The following is a 23240-nucleotide window of genomic DNA, read 5'->3' on the forward strand; positions in this document are numbered from 1 at the left end:
CGTTCGGCCAAGCGGTCCTTCAGCGCAGCGCGCCCAGCTCCTCCCTGGCGTGCTCGCGCAGGACGCCGAGGCCCTCGACCAGCCGCCGGCGCCCCTCCGCGCCGAGCGGCCCGCTGAAGTGCCGGTCGAGGGTCTCGGCGTGCACGGCCAGCGCCTCGCCGAGCTTGGCCCGGCCCGCCTCGGTGAGCGCCACCACGCGGCCGCGCCGGTCGCCGGCGGCGGCGTGCCGCCGGACCAGCCCGGCGGCCTCCATCCGGTCGACCAGCCGCGTCATGCCGCCGCTGGTCAGGATCAGGTCGCCGGCCAGGTCGCTCATGGACGCCTCGCCGGCCTCCGACAGCCGCAGCAGCACCTCGAAGACCGGGTGCCTGATCCCGCAGCGCCGCTCCAGCTCGCGGCCCGCGATCCGCTCCAGCAGCGCCGCCGCGCCGAGCAGCGTGCCGAACTCGTGCACCACCGGATCCATCGCCGCGCCCCCTCGTCCCGCTGCGGACAACATACGGGCGGCCCGCGTCATTTCCATGATCGCGGGCCGCCCGGGGTGTCGCGGGTCAGTTCTTCTTCGGGCCCGTGCTCGGCTGCGGGGCGGTCCCGGCGCCCGGCACGCCCGGGGTGAGGCCGCCGCCGCTCTGGTTCTGGGCCTGGGTGGCGTCGTCCTCGCCGGAGGCGTACTGCCGGGTCACCTTCCACTTGCCGTCGATCTTGGCCAGGGCCAGCCGGATCAGGTTGGCCGGCACCCGGCTGGTGCCCTTCTCGGCGGTGCCGGAGATGTCGACGGTCACCACGGCGGTGGCGAACCTGCCGTTGATCTCGCCGACCGTCACGCCGACGGTCTTGGAGGTCAGCGAGGCGTTCGGGTTGGACTTGAACGCCCCGGCCAGGCTCGGCACCGTCGTGGAGCGGTACTTCTCCAGCAGGTCGCCGCCCATGAGCTCCTGCGCCTTGCGCATCTGCTCCTGGTAGTTGGCGGCGTTGTAGCTGGCCGCGACGTCGCCGTACGCGGCGGCGATCTTGGCGACCGCCGCGCGGTCGTCCTTGTCGGCCTGCAGGGCGGCGGCGGTGCGCCACTGCCAGACCGCCAGGCTCGCCAGGACGGCGATCACCACGATCGCCGCGATCGCCTGGGGGCGGCCGAGGCCGAACAGCGTCGGCCGCGGCGCGGGCTCCTCCTCGTCCGCGGCGGACTTCACCACGGGCTTCTCGGCCACGGGCTTCTCCAGCACGGGCTTCTTGGCCGCGGGCTTCGGTTTCGGCTTGGGGGCCGGCTCCTCGGCCTCCTCGATCTCTTCGGCGTCCAGCGCCTCCAGGACGTCCTCGAGGTCCTCGTCGTCGTCCTCGATGACCTCGATGACCCGCACCCGCCGCTTGCGCTTGGGCTTGCCGGCCGCCTCGGCCTCCGCCGTCTCCCCGGTTCCGGTCGCGGTGGCCTCCTCGTCGGCCGCCGCGACCCCCTCGGGGACGTCCTTGGTGGTCTTGGCTGTCACTTCGGCACTCCTCGGGGGGTTGGGGTCATTCCCGCCCGCGCCGCCGCAGGCGCGACAGGCGGGCCATCCGGGACACCACGGGCACCGAGCCCGCCATCACCCTGATCAGCACCAGCAGTGCCAGAACCGGGGGAACGTACACTAGCCAAAGCGGCGGCCCGGCAGAAGAGTCCTTGTCCGCCGCCTGCCTGGCCCTGATGTCCTGCGGCCTGCCCTGGATGGACGGGTCGTGCGTCGGGATGGTCTGGCCGGGCTGCTTGGCCCGGTAGGACTTCTGCGGCGTGGTGATCGGATCGCGGCCGTCCGCGCAGGTCAGCTTGCCGTTCACCGTCGGCTGCGGCTTGACGTACTTGTACTCGACCGTGGCCCGCGTCTTCAGCGTGACCAGGAAGACCACGTTCAGGACGGGCTTGCCGCCCTCGTCCCCGATGACGTTGTCCAGCACCGTCTTCAGCTGGGGCGCCTGGTCCAGGGTGGAGCCGAGGTCGGACAGCACGCGCGGGTTGTAGCCGCTGATGTTCAGGGTGCCCAGGCTGTCGATCATGCAGCCGAAGTCGGGGCCGGTCTTGTCCAGCAGCCCGTTGACGGTCTTCAGCAGCCCCGGCCCCTGGTCGCGCAGCTGCGCCAGCTGGCCCCGCACCTGGGCGAGCGCGCCGGTCAGCGCGGCCACGTTGTCGATGCCCGCGCCGAGGTCGCCGCGGTTGGCGTTCAGCACCGCGCCGAGCCGGCTGAAGTCCTTGACCAGGCCGTCCAGCAGCTCGGTGTTCTCGGCGAACGTCGCGGTCAGCTGGTCGCCCCCGTTGATGATCTGGCGCAGCGAGCCCTCGCGGCCCGCCCAGCCCTCGGCCAGCTCGTGGGTGAGGATCTTGGCGTCCTCGGGGTTGATCGCCTTCAGCGTGGACAGCACCGCGCCGAACAGGTCGCCGTACTTGGGCGGCACCTTGGTCCGCTCGACCGGGATGCGGTCGCCGGCCTTCATCGTCTCGCCCTTGCCCTGCCCCTGGCCCGGCGGCGGGGTCAGCTCGACGACCGGCTCGCCGACCGCCGACTTGCGGGCCGCGGCCGCGCTGACCCCCTTGGGGATCTTGATGCCGCGGTCGATGTCGAGCTTGACCACGACCCGGTCCCCGCGCAGCCGCACCGAGTCGATCTTCCCGATCCGCAGCCCGAGGTAGTCCACCTCGAAGTTGGGGTGCAGGCCCGGCGAGGACTGGAACTCCACGGTGATGTTGTAGGGCCGGTCGATGAAGTCGAACCGGACCACGCTGTTGAACGCCCAGATCGTCATGATGACGGCGAGCGCGGCGAAGACGCCGAGGTTGATCGTCAGTCGCCTGTTCATCGCCGCGGCTCCAGGATCTTGTCGATGTCCGGCAGCGCGCCGCGCAGCTCCTTGGGCAGCTTGGGAGCCGTACCGCTCTTGGCCTTACCCGGGCCGGGCACGTTCTGGCCCGGGATGAGCGGCTGCCCGTTGGGCCAGGTCAGGCGGAGGATCGGGTAGAGCAGGATCTGCCCGTCCCAGGTGGCCCGCGGCAGCCGGTCGGTGAAGGAGACCAGGCCGTTGACCAGGGCGGTGAGCCGCCTGCGGTTGCCGCCGAGCTGGGCGAGCACCGGGTCCAGGTCCTTCAGCAGGCCGCGGAACCGCGCGACCCGCCCCTCCAGCACCTTGTCGTTCAGCTGCGCCGCCATCTCGGTCAGCTTCTCGACCGTGGACAGGATCTGGTCCTTGTTCTCCCGCAGCAGCCGGGTCGTCTTGGCCAGCTCGCCGGGCGCGGCGTCCAGCGCGCCGCTCCCCTGCGCCAGGGACCGGCCGAGCCGGGCGAACCGGTCGACGGCCTCGCCGAGCTCCTGCCGCTGGCCGGCGAACAGCTTCAGCAGGTCGCCGGACTTGGCGATGGTGGTGTTCAGCTTCCCGCCGTTGCCGTCCAGGGCGGTCGCGCCCGCGTTGATGACGGTCGCCACGTCGTTGCCGGCCAGCGCCTTCAGCAGCGGCCCGGTCTGCCCCACCACCTGCTCGAACGCCGGCTGCACGCTGGTGTCGGCGATCACGGCCCGGTTGGCCAGGTAGGGGCCGCGGTCCAGGCTGCCGCCGGGCGGCAGGATCATGTCGACGTAGTTCTCGCCGAGCAGCGAGGTCACCTTGATCTCGGCGCGGGTGCCCTGCGGCAGCCGCACGTCGTCCTCGATCGACAGGGTGACCTTGCTCCGGTAGCCGGCCAGCTCGACCTTCTTGACGCTGCCGATGGTGACGTCGGACATCTTCACGCTGTGCCCGGCGACCAGGCCCTGCGCGTCGTCGAAGGTGGCGGTCAGGGTCAGCTTCCCGCCGGGCGCGCCGAAGGTCTTGTAGGAGCAGCCGCTGAGCGCCAGCGTGAGCGCGACGACCAGCAGCGTGATCTTGCGGCTCACTTGCGGCCTCCCGTGGCGGGGAAGGGGGTGAAGGGGCAGTTGGAGTTCGGCTTCGGCAGCGGGCAGTTGACCTGGTCGCTGTTCAGCAGGCCCTTCAGCCAGGTCCGCAGGAACGCGTCGGTGGCGAAGCGGATCTGGACCGACTGGTTCTTGGGGTTGTAGGCGTTGATGAAGGTCCGGGCGATCTCCGGCAGCGCCCCGACCAGCTGCGCGAGCTCCTTGGCGTTGCCCTTCAGGATCAGCGCGGTCTTGGTGAGGACCGCCAGGTCGTAAGGCAACTGCCCCTTGTACTTCTCCAGCAGCTTGCCGCCGTTCCGCGACAGCGCCAGCAGCCCGGCGACCAGCTCCTGCAGGTCGCCGCGCTCGGCGCCGAGCACCCGGGTGGCCTCGCCGAAGTTGCGGATCATCTCGCCGAGGACCTGCTCGCGGCCGCGCACCACCCCGGCCAGCCGGCTGAGGTTGCGGGCGACCGCGATCAGCTCCTTGTCCTGGCCGGCGACGTTCTCCACCAGCCGGCCGCCCTCCTCCAGCGTGGCGTTGAAGTCGCGGCCGTTGCCGTCGAAGGAGCGGGCCGCGTTGCCGAGCGCGGTCTGCATCTTGGTCGGGTCCAGGGCGTTGGCGAGGTTGGTGAAGGACGACAGCGCGTCGTCCACCTCGACCGGCACGTGGGTGCGCTCGATCGGGATGGTGTCGGAGGTCTCCTTCTCCTCGCCGGGCTTCCACGCCGGGTGCAGCACCAGGTTGCGCTCGCCGACCAGGTTCAGCGGGACGATCGAGGCCTGCACGCCCTTGGGCAGCGGCACGTCCCGGTCCAGGTGGAAGGTGACCTTGATGCGGTCGCCCTGGTTCTCCACCTTGTCGACCAGGCCGACGTCGGCGCCCATCACCTTGACCTTGGACTCCTTGTAGAAGGAGCGGGCCTTCGGGACGTACACCGTCATGGTGCGCTCGCCGGTGCCGGCGTCCCGCAGGGAGCAGCCGCCGAGGGAGGAGAGCAGGGCGAGGCAGAGGCCGGCCACGAGGCCGCTGCGCAGGGGGCGCCGCCGGGGGGTGCGGTCGCTCATCAGTTCCCTCCTGCCTGTCCGGCCGGGGGCCGGCGGGTGGAGATCGGTCCGGGCGGCTGGAGCGGGCCGAGCCCGGTGAGCAGGCCCTCCACCCACTTGCCGTTGCCCTTCAACGTCGCCACCTGGGCGAACGTCGGGCCGAGCAGCGAGAAGTCGGTGTTGAGGGCGTCCATGTTGGGGGCCAGCCGGGTGGTGAGCAGGTGCAGGTTGTCCAGCAGCGTGTCGAGCTGCTTCTGGTTCCGCTCGATGACGTCGGACAGGGTCCGCACGGTGCGGCTGCCCTGGCCGATGGTCGCGGCCAGCTCGTTGCGCCGCTCGACCAGCGCCTGCAGCAGGACGCGGCTGGAGTCGATGATCTGGCGCAGCTTGTCGTCCTTGGCGGCCAGCGTCGCGGTCACGTTCTTGCTGTTGGCGATCAGCTTCTCGATCTCGGGCTGGGAGTCGTTCAGCGTGCGCGACACCGTCTGCACGTTGACCAGGATCTGCTTGAGCTTCTGCGCGCTCGGCGACTGGATCTTCCCGGCCGAGGTGAGCAGCTTGTCGATGCTCTTCTCGTCGAGCCGGCCGACGATGTTCTGCGCGCCCTCCAGCGCGTCGGGCACCGTGAACGGGACGGTGGTGCGCGCCAGCGGGATGCGCCGCCTGGACTCGGGCAGATCGGCCAGGTAGGGCTTGGCGACCGGTCCGGCCAGCCGCAGGTACCGGCCGCCGAGCAGCGTCGTCGTCTGGATCTCGGCCCGGGTGTCGGGACCGAGGTCGACGCCCTGGTTCACGTGCCAGGTGATGATGATCTTTCCGGTGCGGAAGTCGGGCCGCACCTGGGTGATCCGGCCCGCCTTCATGCCGGCCACCCGCACGTCCTGGCCCTTCTTGATGCCGGCGGTGTCGCTGAACTCGCCGCTCATGGTGTAGCCGCGGTCCAGCAGGTGCAGCTGGCCGATCGCGAAGGCGAACACGCAGGCGGCGGCGAGCGCGGTGAGCGAGATGATCGCGACGACCTTGTGGTTGACGTCGCGCAGGGATTTCAGCGCCACCTCACTTCACCCCCGCCAGCATCCGCTTGAGCTTGTTCAGGTCGTCCTGGCTGGGCGTGCTGTTCTGCGGCGGCTGCCCCGGCGCGGCCGGCAGGTGCATCGGGAAGGGGCAGGGCCCCTGCACGATGTTCAGGCAGAGCGCGTTGGTGCGCAGGTAGTGGCCGCCGTTGGCGGCGGCGAACAGCTGCCGCAGCGTCAGCGGCAGGTTCCGCACCATCGTCTCCAGCGCGTCCACGTTGATGCGGAAGGTGTCGCTGAACCTGCCGAGGTTGTCGATGATCCGCGCCAGCTCGGCGTCGTTGCCGCCGAGCACCTGGTTGAGGTTGGTGGTGACGCCGGAGATCTGCACCACGGCGTTGTCGAGCAGCCTGCGGTTGCTCGCGAACACCTTCGTCAGCTCGGCGAGGTTGTCGACGCTCTCGGCGATCTCGCGGTCGCGGGTGGCCACCGCCCGGCTCACCGTCTCGTAGTTCCGGATCATCTCCTGAATGGTCTGCCTGCGGGCCGAGAAGGTCCGCAGCAGCCCGTCCAGGTTGTTGATCATCAGGTTGATGTTCTGCTCGTTGCCGTCCAGCGCCTGGGAGAACGCGAACAGGATCTTGTTGAGCTGGTCGGGATCCAGGTTGCGGGTGAGCGGCCCGAGGCTGTTGACGACCTCGCCGAGGTCGACCACCGAGCGGGTGTGCGGGACGCGGCCGTGCGGGGGCAGCGTGTTCGGGCTGCGGCCGGGCTCCAGGTAGACCACCCGCTGGCCGATGACGTTGCGCCAGCGGATCGCGGCGGTGGAGTCGTCGGGGACGTGCACGTCCTTGTCGATCTCCATGACGACCACCGCCTTGCCCTGGCGGATCCGCATGCCGGCCACCTGGCCGACCGGGGTGCCGGCGATCTTGACGGTGTCGTGCTCGAGCAGGCCGGTGACGTCGTCGAAGACGGCGCTGATCCGGTAGCGGTCGGCGAAGCTGGTGGCCAGGATCTGCTGGCCGATGAAGAACGTCAGCAGGCCGGTGAGCACGACGAACACGCCGAACTTGGCCGTCACCGCGTACTGGGGCCCGCGGCCGGGCCTGCGGCGCGCGCTCATCGCCGGCCCTGCCCGGTCTTCTTCGCGCCGCCGGTGCTCAGGTCGAAGGCGGTGGACTTCGGCTTGGGCGTGCAGTTGTCGACGAAGATCTGGCAGAGGTCCAGCGGGAAGACGTCCAGTGCCTGGGCGAGCATCGTGCCCTGCGGCCCGGGGGTGCGGATGATCCCGGCGAGCAGGTTGAAGAAGCCGTTCAGCCCGTCGATCATGACGGGCAGCTTCTCGTCGCGCGCCGCCACCACGGTGAGCGCCTTGCCGGTGCCGTCGATGACGCGGCCGAGGTTGGTGCCGTGCGCCGCCAGCGTGCCGCCGACGCCGTCGGCGAGCCGGGAGCCCTGCGCCAGGAGCTGCTGCACCTTGTCGGGCCGGCTGTAGACGACCGGCGCGAGCGAGTTGAAGTCGCGGATCGTGCCGTTGAGGGTGCCGCCGCGGTCGGCGAGCGTGCCCGACAGGCCGTGCGCCTGGTCGAGGATCTGCGCGAGGTAGGCGCGGTCGGCGTGGGTGGCGTCGATGACCTTGGCGCCGTTGTCCAGGGTGCGGCGGAGCGCGGGGCCCTGGCCGTTCAGGCCGGCCGAGAAGGTGTGCAGGATGCCCGCCAGCTCGTCGGGGTTGATCGCCTTGGTCAGCCGGTAGGTGGGCCAGGCGGTGTCCGACAGCTCCTGCGGGTCCTTGGTCTGGGCGATCCGGCCGCCGTCGGCCAGGTAGGGGCCCGACAGCTCGCCCGCGCCGAGGTCCAGCGAGATGTCCTTCGGGCCGAACACCGACACCGGCTCGACGGTGGCGGTCGCGGTCTTGGCGACCTTGACGCCCTTGTCCAGCCGCAGCTTCACGTCCACCCGGCCGTCCCGGCGCAGGTCGATCTTCTCGACGGTGCCGACGGTGATGCCGCGGATCTTCACGTCCGACTTGCCGGGGTCCAGGCCCTGCCCGGCGCGCGAGAACGCCGCCTCCAGGTACGTCGAGCCCGCGTGCGAGGGGGTGGAGCTGATCGCCACGACGGCCGCGGCGGCGGCGATGACGCCCGCGCCGGCGAGGCCGAACAGGGTGCGCGAGCGCGGGGAGAGGGTTTCGTCGCTCATCCGGTCAACCTCACTGTGCTGCCGTGTCCCCAGAAGATGTACGACAGGACCAGGTTCATCAGGATCATCAAGATGGTGGACTCGCGGATCGCCCGGCCCGCCGCGACGCCGACGCCGACCGGGCCGCCCGCCGCGTAGTAGCCGCGGTAGCAGTGGATGAACATCACGATGAAGGCGAACACCGCGACCTTGATGACGCTGTAGAACACGTCGATCGGCGGCAGGTAGAGGTGGAAGTAGTAGTCGTAGATGCCCGGCGACAGCCCGTAGTAGTTGATGGTGATGAACCGGGTGGCGAAGAACGCCGCGAACAGCGACACCAGGTAGAGCGGGACGAGCGCGATCACGCCGGCCGCGACGCGGGTGCACACCAGGTAGGCCAGGGAGTTGATGCCCATGACCTCCAGCGCGTCGATCTCCTCGGAGATGCGCATCGCGCCGATCTCGGCGGTGAAGCCGGTGCCCACCTGCGCGACCAGCGCGACGCCCGCGATGATCGGGGTGACCTCGCGGACGTTGGAGTAGCTGGCGACCAGGCCGGTGAAGGCCTCGGCGCCGATCCGCTCCAGGCCCGGGTAGCCCTGCAGGCCGACCATGGCGCCGGTGGCCAGCGACATCGTGGCGATCACGAAGATCATGCCGCCGCCGATGACCAGCGCGCCGACGCCGACGGTGATGTCGCTGACCTGCTTGGCCAGGGTCCTGCCGTACTTGCGCCGGGCGATGATGTCGACGAACAGGTGGTAGAGCACCCGGCCGAGGAAGACCGGCAGGTCGGCCGAGGGCGCCAGGCCTGCCGTCCGGTGCTGCAGGGCCCGGCCTAATCTGCTGACGGGGGAAGAGGCGACCATTACATCCTCGGGGGGACGAGGACCTGGTAGATCATGGTGAGCACGTAGTTGGCCGCGAACACCACGATCGAGGTGACCACCACCGCCTTGTTGACCGCCCGGCCGACGCCGACCGGGCCGTAGTCGCAGTTCATGCCCATGTAGCAGGCCACCGCGGCGGCGATGAAGCCGAAGATCCACGCCTTGAGCAGCGTGATCACCAGGTCCGAGAACTGCAGCAGGGTGGTGGCGCCGTCGAAGAACGCGCCGGGGCTGACGCCCTGCTGGATGACGTTGAAGTAGTAGCCGCCCAGCACGCCGGCGAGGATCACCACCGAGCACAGCAGGGCCGAGATCGTGCTGCCCGCCCACAGCCTGGGGGTGACCAGGCGGTGGATCGGGTTGATGCCCATGACCTCCATGGCCGAGAGCTCGTCGCGGATGTTGCGCGCCCCCATGTCGGAGGTGATGGCCGAGCCGCCGACGCCCGACACCAGCAGCGCGGCGGCGAGCGGGGCGACCTGCTGGATCATCGCGGCGACCAGCAGCGCGCCGGTGCCCGACTGCGCGCCGAGCTGGCGCGCGATGTCGCCCACCTGCAGCGAGATGGTCGCGCCGAGCGGGACGGCGATCAGCATGACCGGCACGCTGGTGACGCGGGCCAGGAACCAGCACTGCTCGATGAACTCGCCCCACCACTGGCGCAGGTCCCAGGTGCGGCGGATGCCCTCCAGGAACGTCACGCAGAGCAGGCCGGTCTCGTCCAGGGCGGAGGAGATCCGCCGCCGGGCGAGGTCGGGGGCCTTGTTCAGGCTGAGGACCATCAGCCGGTGACCTCCCCCTCGGGGGCGGGGTGAAGGGTCATGCCAGCCTCCTTCGTGCTCGGACGTCGGCGCTCATCCGAAACATCGGCCCCGTCCAGCCCGCGGGCGGGCGCAGGTCGCGTCCCGCCCACGGTCCCTGGCGGGACCGAGGACACCGGCGGCACCGCGTTGTCATGACGACACTCTGGCACCGCCTGTGATCTGGAGCACTCTATTGAAAAAAGGTCTAAGAAGCGAGTACTTACAACCCACTTTGTCCGAAGCTACGATCATCCGGTGCACATCAACACTCACCCGGGCACGGACCCGCTGGTCACCGGGATCCACGACCGCTGGGCCGACCAGGGGCTGCCCGGCAGCCCCTGGCCCTTCATGGCCGTCTGCTCGATCGGCCGGCTCCACGCCATCATCAAGAAGGCGATGGACGCCGAACTGCAGAAGGCGGGCCTCAGCCGAACCGGCTACTTCCTGCTGACCACACTGGCGCTGACCGCCACCGGACAGGCCCGGCTGAGCACCCTCGGCCGGATGCTGATGCTGCATCCCACCTCGGTGAAGCTGACCGTGGACCAGCTGGAGCGGGCCGGCCTGGTCTCCCGCTCCCCGCACCCGCGCGACCGGCGCGCCACCCTGGTCCTCGTCACCGACGCCGGGCGGGAGCTGGCCGGCGCGGTCAACCAGGCGCTGGAGTCGCCGGCCGGGGCGCTCGGCGCGCTCGGCGGCATGCACGAGGAGCTCTTCGGAGCGCTGCAGCCGGCCCGTCTCGCCGCCGGCGACGTAGATCTTTGAACATGAACCGTGCGTGAGTCGTCCTGCGTAGCCCGTCAAGACGGGCCACACATCGCCGGCGGTAAGGCAATCTGATCCCATGCCACAGAGTCACGGCACGCGCAGGAAACCCACGGCCAGGACCAGGGGCGGAAGGGCACGGGGGGCGCCCGCGCCCGCCGCGCCGCGCCCGCCCGCCCCCAGGCCCTCCCGGGAGAACGCGCCGCCGCCCGGCGGCGGGGCTCCCCCGAAGCCGCCGGGCGGGCGCCGCGCCCTGCGGTTCCTCACCCACAACGCCACCATCGCGGTGGTCTGCATCGCCGCCCTGGCGGGCGGCCTGGTGGCACTGGACCTGGAGGACCTCGGCGGCGGCAAGAGCGCGCCGCCGCCCGGGGCGGGCGACGGCATGACGGCCAACGACATGCTCGCCAAGCTCACCGCGTCCGACATGGACCCGATCGCGGCCGACGTCGTCGCGCGGGCCAAGGAGCGCGCCTACGAGCAGCACGTCCGGGAGCTGGCGGCGCTGAAGGCCAAGGCGAAGGTGGACGCCAAGGCGCGCGCCAAGCTGAAGGCCGAGCAGGAGCGCGAGCGGCTCGCCAAGTCCAACCCCAGCGCGGGCGAGAACAAGCAGTACGGCCGAAAGATGAGCGCGCTGAAGGGCTGGGACCGCTGCTGGTCGTCGCTGGAGACGCTCTGGGAGCACGAGAGCGGCTGGAACGAGCGGGCGGAGAACCCCTCCAGCGGCGCCTACGGCATCCCGCAGGCGCTGCCCGGCAGCAAGCTCGCCAGCGCGGGCGCGGACTGGCGGACGTCCTCCCCCACCCAGATCGCCTGGGGTCTCGGCTACATCAAGGCCCGTTACAAAGATCCCTGCGGGGCGTGGTCCTGGTGGTCGGCGCACCACTGGTATTGACAGGATGGCGGTATGCGGACGGAGAGGGCCGGCGGCGAGGGCGGCCGCCACTGGGCGCGGGCCGACGCCACCCGCCGGGCCCTGCTGGACGCGGCCCTGCCGGTGTTCGCCGACCGGGGCTACGCCGACGCCGGCATCGCCGAGATCGTCGAGCGCTCCGGGATCAGCGTCGGCAGCCTCTACCACCACTACGGCGGCAAGGCCGGCCTGTACACCGCGCTCTGGGAGGAACTGTCGGGCGAGCAGGACGAGCGCGCCGCGCAGGCCGTCGCCGCCGCCCGCGCCGCCGGGGAGCGCGAGCCGATCGCCCTGTTCGTCGCGGGCGCCCGCGCCTACCTCCAGGTGTGCTGGGAGCGCCGCGCGGAGGCCCGCCTGTTCCACGGCGGCGAGGGCCCGCCGGGCTTCTCGCTGCTGCGCCGGCAGCGGGCGCAGCGGTGGATCGGGCAGAACACCAGGCTGCTGCGCGGCCGCGGCGGCGACCGCGCCACCCAGGTGCTCAGCCTGGTGCTGACCACGGTGATCGGCGAGGCGGGCCGGGAGGTCGCGCTCGCCGACGACGACACCGCCGCCCGCGAGATCATCGACGAGGTCGGCCGCATCCTGGTCCGCCTGGCGGGCTGATCAGGCGGGGGTCGTCTCCTGGACGCGGCCGGCGTCCACGTGCAGGCGGCGGGTGGTGTGGACCGCCTCCAGCATCCGGCGGTCGTGGGTGACCAGCAGGAGCGTGCCGGGGTAGGAGTCCAGCGCCGACTCCAGCTGCTCGATCGCGGGCAGGTCCAGGTGGTTGGTCGGCTCGTCCAGCACCAGCAGGTTGACGCCGCGCGCCTGCAGCAGCGCGAGGGCGGCGCGGGTGCGCTCGCCCGGCGACAGGGACGCGGCGGGCCGCAGCACGTGGTCGGCGCGCAGCCCGAACTTGGCCAGCAGGGTGCGCACCTCGGCCGGGGGCAGGTCGGGGACGGCCGCGCCGAAGGCGTCCAGCAGCGCGTCGTCGCCGAGGAACAGCCCGCGCGCCTGGTCGACCTCGCCGACGACGACGCCGGGCCCGAGCGCGGCGTGCCCCTCGGCCAGGGCGGTGCGGCCGAGCAGCGCGGCCAGCAGGGTGGTCTTGCCCGCGCCGTTGGCGCCGGTGATCGCGACCCGCTCGGCCCAGCCGATCTCCAGGTCGACCGGGCCGAGGGCGAAGGCGCCGCGCCGCACGACCGCGCCGCGCAGCGTCGCCACCACCGCGCCCGAGCGGGGCGCGGCGGCGATCTCCATCCGCAGCTCCCACTCCTTGCGCGGCTCGGCCACCACCTCCAGCCGCTCGATCGCCTTCTCGGTCTGGCGGGCCTTGGCGGCCTGCTTCTCGCTGGCCTCGGACCGGAACTTGCGCCCGATCTTGTCGTTGTCGGTGGCCTTGCGGCGGGCGTTCTTGACGCCCTTGTCCATCCAGGCGCGCTGCGTGCGGCCGCGCTCCTGCAGCCCCGACAGCTTGCCGGCGTACTCCTCGTACTCCTCGCGGGCGTGCCGCCGCGCGACCTCGCGCTCGGCGAGGTAGGAGGCGTAGCCGCCGCCGAAGGTGTTGACCTGCTGCTGGGCCAGGTCCAGCTCCACGACGCGGGTGACGGTGCGGGTGAGGAACTCGCGGTCGTGGCTGACCAGGACGGTCCCGGCGCGCAGGCCGGTGACGAAGCGCTCCAGCCGGTCCAGGCCGTCCAGGTCCAGGTCGTTGGTGGGCTCGTCGAGCAGGAAGACGTCGTAGCGGCTGAGCAGCAGCGAGGCCAGGCCGGCACGGGCCGCCTGGCCGCCCGACAGCGCCGTCATCGGCTGGTCCAGGCCGACGGCGAGGCCGAGGTCGGCGGCGACCTCGCCGGCGCGGTCCTCCAGGTCGGCGCCGCCGAGCGCGAGCCAGCGCTCCAGCGCGACGGCGTAGGCGTCGTCGGCGCCCTCCGCGCCGTCCACCAGGCCCTGCGTCGCGGCGTCCAGGTCGGTCTGGGCCCGCGCCACGCCGGTGCGGCGGGCCAGGAACTGCCCGACCGTCTCGCCGGGGCGCCGCTCGGGCTCCTGCGGCAGGTGGCCGACGACGGCGGAGGCGGGGCTGAGGCGCACCTCCCCCGCCTCGGGCGTGCCGAGGCCGGCGAGCAGCCGCAGCAGGGTCGACTTGCCCGCGCCGTTGGCGCCGACGAGGCCGACGACGTCCCCGGGCGCGACGACCAGGTCCAGGCCGGAGAACAGGGTGCGGTCGCCGTGGCCGGCGGCGAGGTCCTTGACGACGAGAGTGGCGCTCATATCGCGCCCCACGCTATCCGCTCGCGCGGGTCAGCCGGCCCGCCAGGGCGACGCCTCCTGCGTCGGCCGGGCGTCGGCGGCCACGCGCAGCCCGTAGGCGGGGCGCGGGTCGCCGGGGACGGCGACGGGCCCGAGGTAGGCGTGGCCGGTCAGGTGGCACCAGGCGGGCAGGTCGATGGGCGCGGCGGGGTCGGTCGCGATGAGGTGCACGACCGTGCCGTCCGGCATGCCGGCGATGCGCGCGCGCAGCTCCAGCAGCAACCGCACGCACGACCGGTCGCCGCCGTCGATCAGCACCATGGGCCCGTCCTTCCGGCCGCGGGGGAACCAACCCACATATCACCACATATCCGGGCCATTCGTCGCCCGCTCAGGCGGCGGGGGCGAGGTCGCCGTCACGGGCGACCAGCGCGGCGTAGCGGCCGCCGCGCTCCAGCAGCTCCTCATGGGTGCCGCGCTCGGCGATCCGGCCGTGCTCCAGCACGACGATCTGGTCCGCGTCGCGGACGGTCGACAGCCGGTGCGCGATGGTGATGGTGGTGCGGCCCCGGCTGAGCGCGTCGATCGCCTGCTGGACGGCCTGCTCGGTGCGGGTGTCGAGCGCGCTGGTCGCCTCGTCCAGCACCAGCACCGGCGGGTCGCGCAGGATGGTGCGGGCGATGGCCAGGCGCTGCTTCTCGCCGCCGGAGAAGCGGTACCCGCGCTCGCCGACCATCGTGTCGTAGCCGTCGGGCAGCGCGCTGATGTGCTCGTGGATCTGCGCGGCGCGGGCGGCGGCGTGCAGCTCCTCGTCGGTCGCGTCCGGCTTGGCGAAGCGCAGGTTGTCGGCGACCGTGGCGTGGAACAGGTAGGTCTCCTGGGAGACCACGCCGACCGCGTCCGCCAGGTCGGCGAAGGAGGCGTCGCGCACGTCCACGCCGTCGATGGTGATCCGGCCGGCGGTGGCGTCGTACAGGCGCGGCACCAGGTAGCTGAGGGTCGTCTTGCCCGAGCCGGTCGCGCCGACGACGGCCAGGCCCGTGCCCGCCGGGACGGTGAGGTCGATGTCGTGCAGCGCCTCGTCGGCGCCGGGCTCGTAGGCGAACCCGACGTGCTCGAACCGCACGTCGCCGCGCACCGCGCGGAGCGGCCGCGGCTCGGCGGGCTCCTCCAGCCCCGGCTCCAGGTCCAGGTACTCGAAGACGCGGCGGAACAGCGCCATCGAGCTCTGCACCTCCACGCCGGTCTGCAGCAGCTGCACCATCGGGCGCAGCAGGCCCGACTGCAGGGTGGTGAACGCGACCAGGGTGCCGATGGAGACCAGCGGGCGGCCATGGGAGACGGTGAGGCCGGCCGCCCAGTAGATGACGGCGGGCATCGCCGACATGATGATGCCGATCGTCGACTGCCGCCACCGCCCGGCCATGCCGGCCCGGATCTCCAGGTCGACCAGGTCGCGGGACTCGGCGGCGAACCGCTCGGTCAGCGCGGGGGCGCGGCCCATGGTGCGGCCGAGCAGGATGCCGCTCACCGACAGCGACTCCTCCACGATCGCCGACATGGCGGCCAGCTGCCCCTGCCGCCGGGTGGTGATCTTCTTGCGCTCGGCGCCGACGCGGCGGCTCACCCAGACGAAGAACGGCAGCATGACCAGCGAGATCAGGGTGAGCCGCCAGTCCAGGAACACCATCGCCACCACGGTCGCCACGACCGAGGTGAAGTTGGAGATCAGCGAGGTGGCGGTGGAGGTGACGGTCGACTGCATCGACCCGATGTCGCTGGCCAGCCGTGACTGCACCTCGCCGGTGCGGGTCCGGGTGAAGAACGCCAGCGGCATCCGCTGCAGGTGCGCGTAGACGGCGGTGCGCAGGTCGTGCATGACGCGCTGGCCGACGCCGGTGGACAGGTAGGTCTGCACGACGCCGAACACGCTGGTCGCCACCGCCACCGCGATCATGCCGAGGGCGAGCAGCGTCAGCAGGCCGGTGCGGCCCTGGGGCAGCGCGACGTCCAGCACGGCGCGCAGCATGAACGGGGAGGCGAGCGCGACCAGCGAGGACAGGCCGACCAGCAGGCCGACCACGGCGAGGCGGGCGCGGTAGGGGCGGAACAGGCGGAGGACGCGCCGGGTGTCGGCGGGGGCGGGGGCGGGGGCGGGGGTCTCGGCGGGCTTCACAGGCGGCTCCTTCACAGGCCTCGCACCGGAGGGGATGTCACTCTAACTGAGCTTGCCTCATAATTATTTCCGGGACAATGAGTTAAGCTCACATGCATGGAGAGCGACCTGGCCGACCTGTTCGTGCGGGCGGCGAAGCGGATCCGCCGCGCCCAGACCGAGCGCCTCGCCCCGCTCGGCCTCACCCCCGCGCAGGCCCGCGTGCTGCGCCTCGTCGTCGGCGGCGGGCCGCTGCGCATGGTGGACCTGGCCGACCGGCTGCAGGTGGTGCCGCGCTCGGTCACCACCCTGGTGGACGCCCTGGAGGAGGCGGGCCTGGTCACCCGCACCCCCGACCCCGCCAACCGCCGCTCCCTGCTGGTCGAGCCGACCGAGCGGGGCCGCGCCGTCCGCGCCGAGATGGCCGGGATCCGCCGGCAGGCCGCCGAGGAGGTGCTCGCCCCGCTGACCGCCGAGCAGCGCGAGGTCCTGCGCGGCCTGCTCACCGTCATCGACGACGCCGGCGGCGGCGGCTGCCCCGGCCGCCACCGGCCACGCGGCTGAGCCGGGCCCACCCCGGCGGGTAGAGTCCGTCACGATCATCACCGGCCTCCGGGAGCGTGCGATGGGCGAGGGGAACAGGGACGCCCGGGAACCGCTGCCGCCGTTCGCCGCCGCCCAGGTCCTCGCGGTCGCCGCGGTCCTCGCCGGCGTCCTCACCGCGCTGTCCGCCCGCTACGGCCCGCACCGCGACGAGCTGTACTTCCTCGCCGCCGCCGGTCATCCGGCCTGGGGGTACGTGGACCAGCCGCCGCTCACCCCGATGATCGCCAAGGCGACCACCGCGCTGTTCGGCCGGTCGGTGCCGGGCCTGCGGGTCGCGGCCACCCTCGCCTGCGCGGCGGCCGTCGTCGCGATCGCCGCGATCGCCCGCGAGCTCGGCGGGGGCCGCCGCGCGCAGGTCCTCGCGGCCGTGCTGACCGCCGCGTCCGGCTACGTGCTCGGGATCGGGCACATGGTGTCCACCGCGACGTTCGACATGCTCGCCTGGATAGTGCTCTCCCTGCTGGCGCTCCGCCTGCTGCGCACCGGCGACGGCCGCTGGTGGCTGCCGATCGGCGTCACCGCCGGGATCGCCATGCAGAACAAGTACCTGGTGGTGCTGCTCGCCGCCGCGCTGGCAGCCGCCGTCGCGCTGACCGGGCCGCGCCGCACGCTGCGCGGCCCGTGGCCGCTCGCCGGGGTGGCCGCGGCGCTGCTCATCGCGCTGCCGAACCTGTGGTGGCAGGCGGCGCACGGCTGGCCGCAGCTCACCGTCGCGGGCGGGATCAGCGCCGACGACGGCGCGGAGAACCGGCTGATGCTCGTGCCGCTGCAGATCGTCTACCTGTCGCCGCTGTTCGTGCCGGTCTGGGTCGCCGGCGCGCTGCGCCTCCGGCGCGACCCGGCGCTGCGCTGGGCCCGCGCCCTGCCGCCCGCCTACCTGCTGCTGTGCGGGCTCGTCCTCGCCACCGGCGGCAAGCCGTACTACGCGCTGCCGCTGCTGATCGTGTTGATGGCGGCGGGCTGCGCGCCGCTCGCCCGGTGGCTGCGCGGCGGCGCGCGCTGGGCGGCCGGGGCGGCCGCGCTGCTCGTCGCGGCCGCGATGAGCGCCCTGGTCGCCCTGCCGCTCCTGCCGGTGAGCGCGCTCGCCGTGCCGAACGCGGTCGACCCCGAGCAGGGCGAGCAGGTCGGCTGGCCCGCGCTCGCCCGCGCCGCGGCCGCGGGCTGGGCGCGGATCCCGGCGGAGCGGCGCGGCCGGGCGGTGATCTTCACCGAGAACTACGGCGAGGCCGGCGCGATCGCGTTCTACGGGCCGCGCCTCGGCCTGCCCGCGCCCTACTCGGGGCACATGGCCTTCGCCGACTGGGGCCCGCCGCCGGACGACCGCGACGGCCCGGTCCTCATCATCACCCAGCGCGGCGACCGCGGCCACGAGCGGTTCTTCTCCTCGTGCCGCCGGGTCGCCGAGACCCGCACCGGGGTGGACAACGAGGAGGACCGGGGGCCGGTCCTGCTGTGCGAGGGACCGCATCGGCCCTGGTCAGCGCTCTGGCCGGAGCTGCGGCACTACTACTGACCGCGCGGGCGCCGCGCGCCGCGCCGTGCGGAACGTTATCCTGACCCTCCGATCGCCCATCCTTGACGGAAGGCCGCAGAGGTTCATGCCCACCTCCACGTGGTACCGCCTCAACGTCGCCAAGCGCGAACGCGTCCTGGAAGTCGCCATGCGCGAGTTCGGGGAGCACGGATACTCCACGGGCAGCCTCAACACCATCGCCCGCGAGGCCGGGATCGCCAAGGGCTCGCTGTTCCAGTACTTCAGCGACAAGCTGGAGTTCTTCGCCTTCGTCTGCGACGAGGCCTCGCGGCGGATCCGCGAGGAGATGGAGCGCCGCATCGCCCGCCTGGACTTCGAGCAGCCCTTCGACGGCTGGCTGTTCGACGTCTTGTGCGAGTGGAGCGAGTACATGGCCGAGCACCCGCTGGAGCGGGCCGTCACCGCCGCCACCAACTTCGAGCTCGACAACAGCGTCCGCTCGATCGTGCGCGACACCTCCAACCAGCACTACCTGCAGGTCGTGCGGCCGGCGATCGAGCTGTGGCAGGAGCGCGGCGACATCCGCGCCGACGCCGATCCCGACATCCTGTCCGCGCTGCTGCTGATGGCGCTGCCGCACCTGGCGATGGCGCCCTACTACGACGGCCTGGACCCGGTGCTCGGCCTGCGCGGGCGCACCCCGCCCGAGCAGCGGCCGATCATCCGGCAGTTCATCGCCGGCGTCCGGCCGCTGTTCGCGCCGCTGAAGTAGCGCCCGCCCCGGCGCGCGGGGCGGGCGCCGCCGTCAGCGGGTGATGACGTAGTCGGACTCCTTGGCCTTGCGCGACCCCGCCCAGAACTCGAAGGTGTGCCCCGGCCACAGCGTGCGGTTGACTCCGTTCTCGTCCAGGTACCAGCTCTGGCAGCCGCCCTCGTTCCACACCGCCCGGTTCAGCCGCCGGTGCATGCGGTCGTTGAACGAGCGCAGCGCCTCGGGCTTCGGCTCGATCGCGTCGCCGCCCCTGGCCTGCAGCAGCCGCAGGCAGCTCAGCACGTGCTGGATCTGCACCTCGATCATGAACACGACCGAGTTGTGGCCGAGGCCGGTGTTCGGGCCGAGCAGGAAGAACAGGTTCGGGAAGCCGGGGACGGTGGTGCCGCGGTAGGCCTCGACGCCGTCCGCCCACGCCTCCTGGATCTTCAGCCCGTCGCGGCCGACGATGCGGTACTGGCCGATCGCGTCGGTCACCTTGAAGCCGGTGCCGTAGATGATGCAGTCGACCTCGTACTCGGTGCCGTCCTCGGTGACGATGGAGTTCTCGCGCACCTCGGCCACGCCGGAGGTCTCCACCTGCACGTTGGGCCGGGTGAGCGCCGGGTAGTAGTCGTTGGACAGCAGCACCCGCTTGCAGCCGATGGTGTAGTCGGGCGTCACCTTGGCGCGCAGCTCGGGGTCGGCGATCTGCCGGTCGATGTGCCAGCGGGCGAGCTTCTCCTGCGGCAGCGACAGGCGCGGGTCGATGGTGAAGCCGACCGCGCGGGCCTCCAGCGCCCAGTAGATGCCGCCGCGGAACGCGCGGGCGGCGCCGGGGACCTTCTCGAACACCTTGCGCACCGGCGCGGGGATCGGGCGGTCGGGCTTCGGCTGGATCCACGGCGGCGTCCGCTGGAACAGCACCAGCTCGTCGACCTGCTTGGCGATCCGCGGCACGAACTGGATCGCCGAGGCGCCCGTCCCGATCACCGCGACGCGCTTGCCGGCCAGGTCGTAGTCGTGGTTCCACTCGGCCGAGTGGAAGGTCGTCCCCTGGAACCGCTCGATGCCGGGCAGGTCGGGGTAGGAGGGGACGTGCAGCGCGCCCTGTCCGGAGACGACGGCCTTCGGGGTGAGCACCTCGCCGTCCGCCAGCGCGACGTTCCAGCGCTTGGCGTCGTCGTCGTACTCCAGGCTGTCCACGGCCGCGCCGAAGCGCAGGTGGTCGCGGATCGCGTACTTGTCGGCCACCCGCTCCATGTAGGCGCGGATCTCCGGCTGCGGCGCGAACATGCGCGACCAGCCGGGGTTCAGCTCGAAGGAGAAGGAGTACATGTGCGACGGCACGTCGCAGGCGCATCCGGGATAGGTGTTGTCGTGCCAGGTACCGCCGAGGGCGTCGCTCTTCTCCAGGATGACGAAGTCGTCGAAGCCGGACTTCTTCAGCTGGATCGCCATGCCGAGCCCGGCGAAGCCCGAGCCGATGATGACGATCGCCGGTGCGCGCTCGCTCATGATCTTCCTTCCCGCAGTGACCTACTATGAGTAAGTTACTATGAGTAGGTTACTGACGGTAGGTCCAACAGATAGGATTCCGCTGTGAGCGCCAGCACATCCGGTCCCCCGCGCCGCCGCCGGATGTCGCGCGCGCAGCGCGAGCAGCAGATGCTGGACGTCGCCGAGGAGGTCTTCGGCGAGCACGGCTACCAGGGCGCCTCGATGGACGAGATCGCCGAGCGCTGCGGCGTCTCCAAGCCGATGCTGTACGAGTACTTCGGCTCCAAGGAGGGCCTGCTGCTCGGCTGCATCGCCCGCTCCCGGGCCGAGCTGTTCGAGGTCACCCAGAAGGCCGTCGCGGGGGCGTCCACACCGCAGGAGATCCTGTTCCGGGGCATGGTCGCCTACTTCGACTTCATCGACACCCACAGCCGCTCGTTCGTGATGCTCCTGCAGAAGCCCATGTCGGGCTCGCCGGAGTCGGCCGACGCCGTCGAGGAGACGCGGCGCCAGCAGAGCACGCTGATCAGCGGGGTGCTGCGCGCGTTCGTGCCCGACGCGCCCGGCACCGCCATCGACGCCTACACCGAGATCATCATCGGCGCGAGCGAGCGGCTCGCCCTGTGGCGCACCGCCCGCCCCGAGGTGACGGCCGAGGACGCCGCCCGCTACATGACCGACTTCTGCTGGGAGGGCCTCGGCCCCTACGTCACCTGACGCCCGAGGCCCGCTGCCACATCTGCAGGTAGGCCTCGGCCCCCAGGGAGAGGTCCTCGGTGAGCGCCGGGCCGCCGATGTCGGTGGCGTCCTTCAGCCAGTCGGGCACCAGGCCGTAGTGCGCCACGCCGTCGGTGTTGAGGTCCCAGTTCCGCTCACCGGTGCGCAACTGGCGGACGGTGACCTTCTTGTCGAACGGCGAGGTGAAGGGGTAGCGGACCGCGCTGCCCTCGCGCCGCCCGGGCAGCGCGCCCATCCCGTTGGCGTCCAGCCCGTACCCGTAGCCGAACAGGTAGCGGCCGTCGCGCTGGGCCTTGGCGGCCTTCCACCCCTCGGTGAACGAGGCGGCGGTGGAGGCGTACGGGGCGACCATGCCGCCGAGCCGGTAGACCCGCCGCGCGTAGGCGGCGTCCATCCAGCTGTGCGAGGAGATGACGCCCGAGTAGTGCGCCTGCTCCAGCAGGTCCAGCGTCCGGCCGGCCGCCTTGACGCTCATGTGGTCCACCTCGACGATCATCCCGCGCTTGATCATGCCGCGGACCATGTGCTCGCCGAGCGCGGTGAGCCCGTTGACGTTGCAGTGCGGCGCCTTCGGATAGACCGGCAGCGTGATCCCGGCCGGCCGCAGGAACCGCAGCGGCCCGGCGAGCGCGTCGTTGACCGGCGACAGCGTGCTGTCGTGCTGCGGGCCGGTGCAGGTGTCGGCCTGCCAGAACCGGCCGCTGCTGATGGCGTTGCCGGTGTTCACCAGCACGCCGGTGATCCCCTCGTCGAACCGGATGCCGCACAGCGCGTTGTCGAACTTGTGGCAGAGGAACATCGAGCTGACGCCGAGCCGGCGCACCTCGTCCAGGCCCCTGTCGATGTCGGCGGCGGTGCACTGCGGCTTGCCGAGCACCTGCTTGCAGCCGAACGGCTCGGAGGCCTCGATGCCGAGGACGACCGCCAGCTTGCCCTGCTTGATGACGGCCCGCGCCTCGGCGGGACCGCGCACGATCCGGAACCAGCCGCGCCCCGGCCCGCCGTTCTGCCGGTCGATGTAGTCCTGCAGCTCGCGGGTGCGGCGGGCCTCCAGCCGGATGGTGTCCATCTCGTCGCAGGAGTTCTTCTTCAGCGGGTACAGGTCGCACAGCACCCGGTTGGCGACCAGGTCGTTGACCAGGACCCGCTGCCCGGCCCGCCAGGACCGCTCGAGCCAGCGGTAGTAGGTCTGCTGGTGCGTCCGCGAGTCGTAGGCGGGCCAGTCCTTGAACGTCGGCCAGCCCCGGGTGTCGTGCGTGCCGAACGGGGTGCCGCGCCGGGTGAAGTTCTCGTACCAGGCGGGGACGCCGTTCGGCTCGTGGTCGGGGCAGTCGCGCAGGGCCGCGGCGGGCCCGTCGGGGTCCCAGGGCTTGCCGCACATGAGCCGGCCGCCGAACGCCTCGTAGGCCATCGGGTGGGAGTGGGCGTCGATGTACCCGCGGACGCGGCCCTGCGCGTCGGTGCCGGTGAACGGCGCGCCGTCCACCCCCACGTCGGCGTCCGGCGGCGCGGCCCCGGACGCGGCCGGAGCGACCAGCAGGGACAGGAGCAGGATCGCCAGGACGACCGGATGCCTACGGGACATGCCACCACCCGAGGAGAATATGAATTTCACTCAGGTTGGCCGCGCCCCGGCGGCACTGTCAACGCACCCCGGAAATCTTGACAGATATTCACATCCGGCGGCCGCAGCCCCCTGCCCTTCTGCGCACCGGCCGACTGTCGGTGCCCCGCCCTAGCATCCCCGCCATGAGCATGATCGGAGAGTACGTCCGCCTGACCCCCGCCGAGCTGGAGCGCACGATCGGCGACCCGGCCGCGGGCCGGGAGCTGGTCGACCGGCTGATCGAGGCGGAACTCGACGAGGCCCCCGGGCCGTCGAGGGCGCGCTGCCATGACATCGACAAGACCTGGCAGGCCCTGGACTTCCTGCTGCACCGTGCCGGGTTCCCCGTCGACATCGCCTACGGCGAGGAGCAGATCCCCGGCGCCGACGCCTGGGGGTACGGACCGCCCCGCTACCTGACTCCCGAGCGGGTCCGCGCCGCCGTCGCGGCGTTCCCCGCGTTCCCCCACCACGCCCTGGCCGAGGGCGTCACCCCCGCGGACCTCGCCAAGGCCGACATCTACCCCCACATCGTGTGGGAGCGCGGCGAACCGCTGGAGTACGTGACCTACCACTACGCGTCGCTGGTGGAGTTCTTCCAGGCCGCGGCCCGCGACGGCCACGCCGTCGTCACCTGGATCGGTTAGCGCGGCCGCCGGGTAGAGGCGGCTTCC

23 protein-coding genes are annotated in these 23240 nt (G+C 72.1%); 8 read left to right on the forward strand and 15 right to left on the reverse strand.

What is annotated here, in order from left to right:
* Nucleotides 1-19 precede the first annotated feature (19 nt).
* The 10 genes from ACRB68_RS23695 to ACRB68_RS23740 all read right to left on the reverse strand — a co-directional run bounded on the left by ACRB68_RS23695 (nucleotide 20) and on the right by ACRB68_RS23740 (nucleotide 9805).
* On the reverse strand, nucleotides 20-466 hold the full coding sequence (locus tag ACRB68_RS23695; protein ID WP_207709803.1) for a MarR family winged helix-turn-helix transcriptional regulator: 447 nt from the start codon (nucleotides 464-466) through the stop codon (nucleotides 20-22).
* Nucleotides 467-551: 85 nt separating this feature from the next.
* Nucleotides 552-1484, reverse strand: coding sequence for a hypothetical protein (locus ACRB68_RS23700; protein ID WP_153536042.1), 933 nt, complete (start codon nucleotides 1482-1484; stop codon nucleotides 552-554).
* A 25-nt stretch (nucleotides 1485-1509) separates the two neighbouring features.
* A complete protein-coding gene (locus tag ACRB68_RS23705; protein ID WP_153536044.1) occupies nucleotides 1510-2826 on the reverse strand; it encodes an MCE family protein in 1317 nt (438 codons plus the stop codon).
* Nucleotides 2823-3893, reverse strand: a complete 1071-nt coding sequence (locus ACRB68_RS23710) for an MCE family protein (protein WP_328594661.1) — start codon at nucleotides 3891-3893, stop codon at nucleotides 2823-2825. Before ACRB68_RS23710 ends, ACRB68_RS23705 begins: the two co-directional genes overlap by 4 nt.
* Nucleotides 3890-4957 carry an MCE family protein gene (locus ACRB68_RS23715; RefSeq protein WP_153536046.1) on the reverse strand — a complete coding sequence of 356 codons (1068 nt, stop codon included), beginning with the start codon at nucleotides 4955-4957 and terminating at the stop codon, nucleotides 3890-3892. The genes ACRB68_RS23710 and ACRB68_RS23715 overlap by 4 nt, the downstream gene beginning before the upstream one ends.
* Entirely contained in the window at nucleotides 4957-5991 is a 1035-nt protein-coding gene (locus ACRB68_RS23720) for an MlaD family protein (protein WP_328594662.1), read from the reverse strand. Before ACRB68_RS23720 ends, ACRB68_RS23715 begins: the two co-directional genes overlap by 1 nt.
* 1 nt (nucleotide 5992) lies before the next feature.
* Nucleotides 5993-7075, reverse strand: coding sequence for an MCE family protein (locus ACRB68_RS23725; protein WP_153536048.1), 1083 nt, complete (start codon nucleotides 7073-7075; stop codon nucleotides 5993-5995).
* Nucleotides 7072-8151: an MCE family protein gene (locus ACRB68_RS23730; protein WP_153536049.1), complete on the reverse strand. Its 1080-nt coding sequence runs from the start codon at nucleotides 8149-8151 to the stop codon at nucleotides 7072-7074. Before ACRB68_RS23730 ends, ACRB68_RS23725 begins: the two co-directional genes overlap by 4 nt.
* On the reverse strand, nucleotides 8148-9002 hold the full coding sequence (locus ACRB68_RS23735) for an MlaE family ABC transporter permease (RefSeq protein ID WP_153536051.1): 855 nt from the start codon (nucleotides 9000-9002) through the stop codon (nucleotides 8148-8150). Before ACRB68_RS23735 ends, ACRB68_RS23730 begins: the two co-directional genes overlap by 4 nt.
* Entirely contained in the window at nucleotides 9002-9805 is an 804-nt protein-coding gene (locus tag ACRB68_RS23740; RefSeq protein ID WP_153536053.1) for an MlaE family ABC transporter permease, read from the reverse strand. The genes ACRB68_RS23735 and ACRB68_RS23740 overlap by 1 nt, the downstream gene beginning before the upstream one ends.
* Before the next feature lie 276 nt (nucleotides 9806-10081).
* Between ACRB68_RS23740 and ACRB68_RS23745 the strand changes: the two genes are divergently transcribed.
* From ACRB68_RS23745 to ACRB68_RS23755, 3 genes are all read left to right on the forward strand, one after another.
* Nucleotides 10082-10594: a MarR family winged helix-turn-helix transcriptional regulator gene (locus ACRB68_RS23745; protein ID WP_328594664.1), complete on the forward strand. Its 513-nt coding sequence runs from the start codon at nucleotides 10082-10084 to the stop codon at nucleotides 10592-10594.
* Nucleotides 10595-10673: 79 nt separating this feature from the next.
* Nucleotides 10674-11489 carry an aggregation-promoting factor C-terminal-like domain-containing protein gene (locus ACRB68_RS23750; protein WP_153536055.1) on the forward strand — a complete coding sequence of 272 codons (816 nt, stop codon included), beginning with the start codon at nucleotides 10674-10676 and terminating at the stop codon, nucleotides 11487-11489.
* A gap of 12 nt (nucleotides 11490-11501) precedes the next feature.
* Nucleotides 11502-12110: a TetR/AcrR family transcriptional regulator gene (locus tag ACRB68_RS23755; protein ID WP_153536057.1), complete on the forward strand. Its 609-nt coding sequence runs from the start codon at nucleotides 11502-11504 to the stop codon at nucleotides 12108-12110.
* On the opposite strand, the gene ACRB68_RS23760 is transcribed toward ACRB68_RS23755, so the two are convergent.
* The 3 genes from ACRB68_RS23760 to ACRB68_RS23770 form a co-directional block, all read right to left on the reverse strand.
* Nucleotides 12111-13757: an ABC-F family ATP-binding cassette domain-containing protein gene (locus ACRB68_RS23760; RefSeq protein ID WP_153536059.1), complete on the reverse strand. Its 1647-nt coding sequence runs from the start codon at nucleotides 13755-13757 to the stop codon at nucleotides 12111-12113.
* A gap of 30 nt (nucleotides 13758-13787) precedes the next feature.
* Nucleotides 13788-14057, reverse strand: coding sequence for a sulfurtransferase TusA family protein (locus ACRB68_RS23765; protein WP_153536061.1), 270 nt, complete (start codon nucleotides 14055-14057; stop codon nucleotides 13788-13790).
* A gap of 70 nt (nucleotides 14058-14127) precedes the next feature.
* On the reverse strand, nucleotides 14128-15912 hold the full coding sequence (locus ACRB68_RS23770; RefSeq protein ID WP_328594665.1) for an ABC transporter ATP-binding protein: 1785 nt from the start codon (nucleotides 15910-15912) through the stop codon (nucleotides 14128-14130).
* Between the two features lie 96 nt (nucleotides 15913-16008).
* Here ACRB68_RS23770 and ACRB68_RS23775 point away from each other — a divergent pair, with 96 nt between their 5' ends.
* The 3 genes from ACRB68_RS23775 (at nucleotide 16009) to ACRB68_RS23785 (ending at nucleotide 18743) form a co-directional block, all read left to right on the forward strand.
* Nucleotides 16009-16455 (forward strand): MarR family winged helix-turn-helix transcriptional regulator, encoded by a 447-nt coding sequence (locus ACRB68_RS23775; protein ID WP_153536063.1) that lies wholly within the window; start codon nucleotides 16009-16011, stop codon nucleotides 16453-16455.
* A gap of 61 nt (nucleotides 16456-16516) precedes the next feature.
* Nucleotides 16517-18010, forward strand: a complete 1494-nt coding sequence (locus ACRB68_RS23780) for an ArnT family glycosyltransferase (protein WP_153536065.1) — start codon at nucleotides 16517-16519, stop codon at nucleotides 18008-18010.
* 85 nt (nucleotides 18011-18095) lie between these two features.
* A complete protein-coding gene (locus tag ACRB68_RS23785) occupies nucleotides 18096-18743 on the forward strand; it encodes a TetR/AcrR family transcriptional regulator (RefSeq protein ID WP_153536066.1) in 648 nt (215 codons plus the stop codon).
* A 33-nt stretch (nucleotides 18744-18776) separates the two neighbouring features.
* On the opposite strand, the gene ACRB68_RS23790 is transcribed toward ACRB68_RS23785, so the two are convergent.
* Nucleotides 18777-20240, reverse strand: coding sequence for a flavin-containing monooxygenase (locus ACRB68_RS23790; protein WP_153536068.1), 1464 nt, complete (start codon nucleotides 20238-20240; stop codon nucleotides 18777-18779).
* 84 nt (nucleotides 20241-20324) lie between these two features.
* Here ACRB68_RS23790 and ACRB68_RS23795 point away from each other — a divergent pair, with 84 nt between their 5' ends.
* Nucleotides 20325-20939: a TetR/AcrR family transcriptional regulator gene (locus ACRB68_RS23795; RefSeq protein ID WP_328594667.1), complete on the forward strand. Its 615-nt coding sequence runs from the start codon at nucleotides 20325-20327 to the stop codon at nucleotides 20937-20939.
* Here the strand turns inward: ACRB68_RS23795 and ACRB68_RS23800 are convergent.
* On the reverse strand, nucleotides 20932-22545 hold the full coding sequence (locus tag ACRB68_RS23800; RefSeq protein WP_153536070.1) for an amidohydrolase family protein: 1614 nt from the start codon (nucleotides 22543-22545) through the stop codon (nucleotides 20932-20934). The two genes, ACRB68_RS23795 and ACRB68_RS23800, sit on opposite strands and share 8 nt — an antisense overlap.
* A gap of 164 nt (nucleotides 22546-22709) precedes the next feature.
* Here ACRB68_RS23800 and ACRB68_RS23805 point away from each other — a divergent pair, with 164 nt between their 5' ends.
* A complete protein-coding gene (locus ACRB68_RS23805; protein ID WP_153536072.1) occupies nucleotides 22710-23213 on the forward strand; it encodes a YfbM family protein in 504 nt (167 codons plus the stop codon).
* The last annotated feature ends 27 nt before the right edge of the window (nucleotides 23214-23240 follow it).

Origin of the sequence: Actinomadura macrotermitis (assembly GCF_009604375.1) — a bacterium.
Taxonomy (GTDB): domain Bacteria; phylum Actinomycetota; class Actinomycetes; order Streptosporangiales; family Streptosporangiaceae; genus Spirillospora; species Spirillospora macrotermitis.

What these genes read in the sequence shown, in the direction of transcription:
- ACRB68_RS23695 (WP_207709803.1), bottom strand. Translation starts at nt 466, where the DNA reads ATGGATCCGGTGGTGCACGAGTTCGGCACGCTGCTCGGCGCGGCGGCG.
- ACRB68_RS23705 (WP_153536044.1), bottom strand. Translation starts at nt 2,826, where the DNA reads ATGAACAGGCGACTGACGATCAACCTCGGCGTCTTCGCCGCGCTCGCC.
- ACRB68_RS23715 (WP_153536046.1), bottom strand. Translation starts at nt 4,957, where the DNA reads ATGAGCGACCGCACCCCCCGGCGGCGCCCCCTGCGCAGCGGCCTCGTG.
- ACRB68_RS23725 (WP_153536048.1), bottom strand. Translation starts at nt 7,075, where the DNA reads ATGAGCGCGCGCCGCAGGCCCGGCCGCGGGCCCCAGTACGCGGTGACG.
- ACRB68_RS23730 (WP_153536049.1), bottom strand. Translation starts at nt 8,151, where the DNA reads ATGAGCGACGAAACCCTCTCCCCGCGCTCGCGCACCCTGTTCGGCCTC.
- ACRB68_RS23735 (WP_153536051.1), bottom strand. Translation starts at nt 9,002, where the DNA reads ATGGTCGCCTCTTCCCCCGTCAGCAGATTAGGCCGGGCCCTGCAGCAC.
- ACRB68_RS23740 (WP_153536053.1), bottom strand. Translation starts at nt 9,805, where the DNA reads ATGGTCCTCAGCCTGAACAAGGCCCCCGACCTCGCCCGGCGGCGGATC.
- ACRB68_RS23750 (WP_153536055.1), top strand. Translation starts at nt 10,674, where the DNA reads ATGCCACAGAGTCACGGCACGCGCAGGAAACCCACGGCCAGGACCAGG.
- ACRB68_RS23755 (WP_153536057.1), top strand. Translation starts at nt 11,502, where the DNA reads ATGCGGACGGAGAGGGCCGGCGGCGAGGGCGGCCGCCACTGGGCGCGG.
- ACRB68_RS23760 (WP_153536059.1), bottom strand. Translation starts at nt 13,757, where the DNA reads ATGAGCGCCACTCTCGTCGTCAAGGACCTCGCCGCCGGCCACGGCGAC.
- ACRB68_RS23765 (WP_153536061.1), bottom strand. Translation starts at nt 14,057, where the DNA reads ATGGTGCTGATCGACGGCGGCGACCGGTCGTGCGTGCGGTTGCTGCTG.
- ACRB68_RS23775 (WP_153536063.1), top strand. Translation starts at nt 16,009, where the DNA reads ATGGAGAGCGACCTGGCCGACCTGTTCGTGCGGGCGGCGAAGCGGATC.
- ACRB68_RS23780 (WP_153536065.1), top strand. Translation starts at nt 16,517, where the DNA reads ATGGGCGAGGGGAACAGGGACGCCCGGGAACCGCTGCCGCCGTTCGCC.
- ACRB68_RS23785 (WP_153536066.1), top strand. Translation starts at nt 18,096, where the DNA reads ATGCCCACCTCCACGTGGTACCGCCTCAACGTCGCCAAGCGCGAACGC.
- ACRB68_RS23790 (WP_153536068.1), bottom strand. Translation starts at nt 20,240, where the DNA reads ATGAGCGAGCGCGCACCGGCGATCGTCATCATCGGCTCGGGCTTCGCC.
- ACRB68_RS23800 (WP_153536070.1), bottom strand. Translation starts at nt 22,545, where the DNA reads ATGTCCCGTAGGCATCCGGTCGTCCTGGCGATCCTGCTCCTGTCCCTG.
- ACRB68_RS23805 (WP_153536072.1), top strand. Translation starts at nt 22,710, where the DNA reads ATGAGCATGATCGGAGAGTACGTCCGCCTGACCCCCGCCGAGCTGGAG.